Source organism: Streptomyces sp. NPDC050264, assembly GCF_040655895.1.
Classification (GTDB): Bacteria; Actinomycetota; Actinomycetes; order Streptomycetales; family Streptomycetaceae; genus Streptomyces.
In genome coordinates this window covers 1-5,738 of sequence record NZ_JBFAKV010000064.1, presented here as the reverse complement: position 1 = coordinate 5,738, position 5,738 = coordinate 1, and the positions used below count along the sequence as shown (strand labels likewise).

The window sequence follows — 5,738 nt, the reverse complement described above, 5'->3', positions numbered from 1 at the left end:
CCAGCTGCGGCCGCACCCGCACGAGTTCGAGCTGTACTTCGACATCTAGAAAACGGGCCCGCACCACACCCGGGGGTTCAGGCGCCGGCGGGGACGTCGGTGGGGACGTCGAAGAACGAGCCGGCCAGCTCTTCGACCTGGCTGTCGTTCAGCGCGCCTTGGAAGGCCCACACGTCGTCGATGACGCCGGGGAAGTACTGGCCGAAGGCGTCCGCCGTTTTGGCGCGGCCGACCTGCAGGGTTCCGCCGGCCTTGAAAGCGAGGACGTTGTCGGCCCAGGCGATCAGGTCCTGGCAGCTGCTGTCGTCCGCGCCGCCGTCCCCGTCCGCGTCGGTGCAGGCGGTTTCCTGCAGCACGCCGTTGACGTAGAGGCGGGCTTCCTTGGCGAACCCGTCGTAGACCAGGGCCAGATGGTTCCAGTCGCGTGCGTCGTAGAACTCCGTGTTGGACACGCTGGCGGTGCTGGCGCCGGAGGTGTCGCTGGAGCGGATGTCCGCGCTATAGCTGCCCAGTCCGTCCGGGTTCGCCGCGTCGGGTGTGAAGTGCAAGTCGAAGGCGCTGGTGTGGGTGCCTGCGGCCGAGACCACGCTCGCGGTGCCGGTCGGGAGCGCGGCCGCCTGGGCCCAGGCGGTGACGGTGAAGCTGGCCGAGGTGTCCAGTGGCTGGGTGGTGGCGGTGGCGTAGTCGTCCACGCCGTCCAGTTGAAGCCCGCCCAGGTCGATCCAGCCCGTACCCTGCTTTGCCTGCCCGCCCATGGTCATCGCGTTGGCGTTGTCCGAGGCGTCCGGGCTGGTGGCCGGGGTGGTGGAGGTGACGGTTTCGAAGTTCCAGCGGGACTTGACCAGCGGTCGCTGGCGGAACATCTGCTGGACCTCTTCGGCGGAGACGGGCCGGTCCATCACCCGCACGTCGTCGATGGTGCCGGGGAAGTAACTGCTCACCGCGCCGCTGTAGTTGCTCGCCCCGATGTACATCGACTGGTCCGCGTAGAAGGCATCGACCAGGGTCTGCGTTCCGGCCTTCACTCCGTTCACGTACAGGGTGAGGGTGTTTGCGGTGGTGTCGTGCACGCCGACCAGTTGCACCCACTCGCCGACCGGCGCGGTGACGCCGTCGGCCTGCATCGCTCGCACTGGAGTGGCATCCGCGTCATCGGAGGAGTACTGGTTGAACGCCCACCGGTCGTAGCCGGCCGAGTAGTACAGCTCGAAGCCGGGCCGCTGGCTTCCGGCCTGAGCGGTGATCACCGCTGCACCGGATGGCTTCTTGTCCAGTTTCGCCCACGCCGAGACGGTGAAACTGCGCTCGGTGTTGATGTGCGGGCCGCTGGTCTGGCCGATCTTCGCGTAGCCGCTGGTGCCGTTGAACTTGGTGGCCTTGCCCGCAATGCCCTCCACACCGGTGGTGACCGTGCCGTTGTACTTCGCGGGCAGGACACCTGCGTGTCCGGTCAGCTCGGTGGCGTCCGCCGCATCGTCCATGTCGAAGATCGCGATGGCCGGACGGCCGGGATCGCCGACGCTCTGCTTGGCCTTCAGCTTGTCGACCTCGTCCTGCGCGAGCGGCTTGTCGAAGAGCTGCAGGTCATCGACGGTGCCCGGGAAGAAGCTGCTGGGGGTACCGGTGAAGTTCTTGCCGCCCACCAGCAGCCCGCGCCGTGCGGTCCATGGTGCGTCGTAGGACACCGTCTCGGCCAGCGCGCCGTCCACGAACAGCTGCAGCTGGTCGGCGGTGGAGGAGTAGGAGCCGACCAGGTGGGTCCAGGTACCGGCCTTGACCTTGCTGGTGTCGCCCTGGTCGGCGCGCACCAGGCCGCCGGCCGAGTCGTCGGACTTGTACTGATTGAACGACCAGCCGTACGTGGTGGAGTAGTACAGCTCCATGCCCGGCGCGTTGTTGCCCGGAATCAGGGCCACGTCGGCCGTCGCGGTGGGAATCTTGTCGAGCTTCACCCACGCCGAGACGGCGAACCCGCCGCTGGTGTTAACCGGCGAGAGGTCGGTCGAGGCGTAGGCGTCGGTGCCGTTGAACTGTACTGCCGTGCCATCCGCGCCTGCCGCGCCAGGGGTCGCCCCGCCATGCAGGGCCAGCGTGCGTGCGGGCGTGGTGCCCTTGGCCTCGCTCGCTCCCGCGTTCTCGTCCAGCTGCCAGGTCGCCCGAGCCGGCTGCCCGGCCTTCACCCGGAACTGGTAAGTGCGGATCTCACTGCCGTTGCCGGCCGAGTCGAACGCCTGCGCCGTCACGAAGTTCACGCCCGCCTTGGACGGCAGCACCTGCGCAATCTCCGCGGCCCCGCCCGAGGTGGTGATCTTGTTCTTGGAGGACGGGTCCGTGTTGATTCCGTACCAGTAGGTGGTCACATCCGAACTGGCCGAGTCGATCGTGAACGACCCATACTGACCCACCCCGTCGTACCACGGGTCATCAGGATCATCGGGGTTGGACTCCGGGTACTGGCCCGATGCCACGGTGGGCGCCTTGGGCACAGTCGTGTCGTAGATGAAGTAGCAGGCCTGCGGGTCTCCCGCGTACGACCAGGGCGAATACTGGGCGCCGTCATAGACGCGGGCGTACCAGTTGACCGTCTTGTTCTGCGGGATCGTGGACGGCAGACTGATCGTGAAGTCGGATCCCGAGGACTTGGCGGTGGTCTTGGCCGGGCTCCACGAGCCGCCGTCCCACTTCGCCTGGAACTGCACCGAGACGCTGTCGCCGTCCGGGTCCGTCACATTGTTGGCAGTGATCTTCCCGAGCGTGCGCACGCGTGCAGGGTTCGAGGAAGGCTTGCAGGTACCGCCGTACTCCATCGTCAGCTGCGAGGCCTTCAACTGCGCCGGCGGACGGTTGTACTTGACCCGCAGGTACGCCTTGTCCGAGAACCTCTTCCACGCATAGGCATCACTCTCACTGCCCGCGCGCAGGCCGAACGTCATCGTCGAGTCATGCGCGTTCGCGGCGGACTGCACCGCCGACTTCACGCTGAACTCGGCATCCTTGGCGCTGCAGCCCGAATAGCCGTAGGCGAACGAGTCCGAGGCCAGCTGTTTGACCCAGAACCCGGACGCCGTCTGCGTGTTCCAGGTCGTCGACGACGAAATGCCCTTCGTCTGCCACAACTCCACGCTCCGCGCGCTGCACGACGCCGACCACGTGTTGTGCACCACGAACTCGGCGGACAGGATCGTCTTGCCGGCGAACGTGGAGACCGGGATCCGGTAGAAGAGCCGCTTGGTGTCGTAGGGCTGACAGTACGACCAGCCGCAATAGCCCATGCCCGCATCGGAGTCACCATTGAACTTGTACTGCGGGGAGGAAGCCCAGTACTTGGACACCATCGTCCATGCCGTCGCCCGCGGGGAGGACCACTGCGGATCGATGAACACCGGATACTTCGTGTCCTCGCCCTTGAGCACCTCCGCGTCCGGAGTCAGCACCAGTTCATCGGCATCGGTGACATCCACGCCTACGGGCGCCAACTGCCCCGATTCCGCCGCCCCCGGCTCGCCCCGCTCCCCCGTGCTGCCGTCATCCTCCGTGGCACTGAGAGTCTGCGCCGCCTGCGCATCGCCTGCGCTGGAATCCCACATCAACGGCCGCGGCGCCTCGAACACCGTACCGCCGGCGCCATGGTCGACCGCTTCGAGACCGCCGTCGTCGGTCTCCTTGACGTCCAGGCCCTCGGTCCCGAGTTTCAGGCGCAGCTCGGCCAGCTCACTGCTCTGCGCGGCTTCGGCCGACTTGACCACCAGCAGCTGCGAGAAGCCGTCCTCCTGCGCTGTCATCCGCAAATCCACATCGGGCAGTACCGACGGATACGTCGCCACCGACCCCTCCACCACCGGAGTCGGCAGCGACGTCGGCCACGACAGGCTGGCCTCCCTCCCCGCCCGCTCGATCCGCACCAGCGGCTGCTTGTCCCCGCCACCGGAGAAGGCCAGCTTCACCGCTGTAGCCGCAGGCTCCACCGTGCCGTCCTCACGCCGCGTCAGGGTGGTGTCGACGTGCTTCCAGCTCTTGCCCGACCGGGCCCAGACGGGGCGCAGATACTCCCGCGCCTCAAGATTCCCGTCCGGCGTCGCGTAAACCTCCCGCGACTCCCCCCGCTGCGCCAGCACCTCCACCGGCTCACCGGACTTCTTGGCCGCCCGCAGCGCCTCCGCCTCCGTAGCCACCCCGGCCGACGCAGCGCTGCTCCCCCCATCGTCACTGCTCGCCGCAACCGCCGGAACGGCAGCAGTCACAGAGAGGCCCGGGAGTACACCCGTACCGAGCGCCGCCGCGACGACCACCCCCCACCATCGCTGGCGTCTGTGACGTCTCCTGTACATGCTCTTCCCGCCCCACTCACACTGTGCCTTTGTTGACAGCATGAACTTAAGCCGCCTTTATGCGCCCTGACCACTCGTCAGCCGTCTGATAATTCCCTTCATTTATGCAACTCCCGGACGCATTGACTGTGATCTTCGCCACGCGAAGGAAAGGTTGTAGTGGCCATTTATGGCGCTGGTCACATTCAGAGCGAACCTGTCGCCGCCTGATGGAGGGAACCTTCGCGGCCCTCGTCGCGAATATCGCCACCGTTTCGACGAATCCCGATCAACCGGCGTCATGGCCGGGCCAGTCGTGACACTCGGGATTGGCCGCCCGCACCAGACCGGAGAACGCAGCATGCCATCGGTGACGCCGCACCAGAAGTGCACCCGCACTCGTGTTACTGGCTCGTAAGGGAAAGCTCGAGGCACAGACGTATCACCGGGGCTGTGTGGCACTGCAGCCATTGATCCTGTTCCGTTCGGGTTGCTCGCCCGCGCGACCTGCGCAGTCAGAGGCGGGACTTGCTCACCGGCGCGGGGCGGAGGGGCAACGGGCACCTCGACAACTGGATCACGTCCACGGACGTGACCGCTCAGTCGATCACCTGGCGCGGCGGTTCGGGACTTCAAGAGGCGGGAGTGCGGGGTCGTTGGCGGGTCGTCTCCCTTGCGATGGTGCAGCGGATCAATCACAGCCGTTGCCGGCGAGAAGGCGATCTCGGAGATGGTGCACACGCTGGCGCGGGATGTGCTGACCCTCAACGAGAAGATTGCCGAGGTCGACAGGGCCATCGAGGCCCGGTTTCGCGAGCACGAGCTCGCCGATGTGATCACCTCTATGCCGGGCATCGGTGCCATCCTGGGTGCCGAACTCCTCGCCGCCACCAGCGGCAGCGTGGACGCGTTTCCCACCCCGGACCGGCTCGCCGCCTTTGCCGGCGTGGCGCCCGCGCCACGAGACTCCGGGCAGGTCAACGGCAACCTCCACCGCCCCAAGCGATACCACCGACGCATGCAACGCGTCTTCTAGCAATCAGCCCTGCTCAGTATCCGCTGTGACCCCAGCTCGCGCCGCTTCTACGACAGGAACAGAGCGGAGGGCAAACGCCACGTCCAAGCCGTCCTCGCCCTGGCCCGCCGCCGCGTCAACGTCCCATGGGCCCTGATCCGCGACCGACGGTGCCACACCGTCACCCCGCCAACCGCCAACGCCACTTGACTTCCAAATTGGTAAGCATCTCGACGAGGACGGCGGTGACCAGCCGCAAGAGAGCGTCGTCGTTGGGGAAGACCTGAACGACATCGATCTGGTCTTCGATCACCTAAAGCGTGTAGCACAAGGCCGTGGACCGGGCATCTCCGGTGTATGGCTGGAGTGCTGAGGGCCGAGCGGGTGTGGGTGGAGACGTTCACCGGACTGCGGCT

At 66.7% G+C, this 5,738-nt stretch carries 2 protein-coding genes and 1 pseudogene; 1 reads left to right on the top strand and 2 read right to left on the bottom strand.

The window, feature by feature from the left end; all coding sequences use genetic code 11:
• Positions 1 to 77 precede the first annotated feature (77 nt).
• Positions 78 to 4,328 carry a LamG-like jellyroll fold domain-containing protein gene (locus tag AB0J02_RS43495; protein WP_363199463.1) on the bottom strand — a complete coding sequence of 1,417 codons (4,251 nt, stop codon included), beginning with the start codon at positions 4,326 to 4,328 and terminating at the stop codon, positions 78 to 80.
• A gap of 676 nt (positions 4,329 to 5,004) precedes the next feature.
• Here AB0J02_RS43495 and AB0J02_RS43490 point away from each other — a divergent pair.
• Positions 5,005 to 5,532: pseudogene (locus AB0J02_RS43490) on the top strand (transposase); the annotation flags it as partial.
• Here AB0J02_RS43490 and AB0J02_RS43485 read toward each other — a convergent pair.
• Complete coding sequence (locus tag AB0J02_RS43485; RefSeq protein ID WP_363199464.1) at positions 5,504 to 5,635, bottom strand: hypothetical protein; 132 nt, start codon at positions 5,633 to 5,635, stop codon at positions 5,504 to 5,506. The pseudogene AB0J02_RS43490 and the gene AB0J02_RS43485 sit on opposite strands and share 29 nt — an antisense overlap.
• Between the last annotated feature and the right edge of the window lie 103 nt (positions 5,636 to 5,738).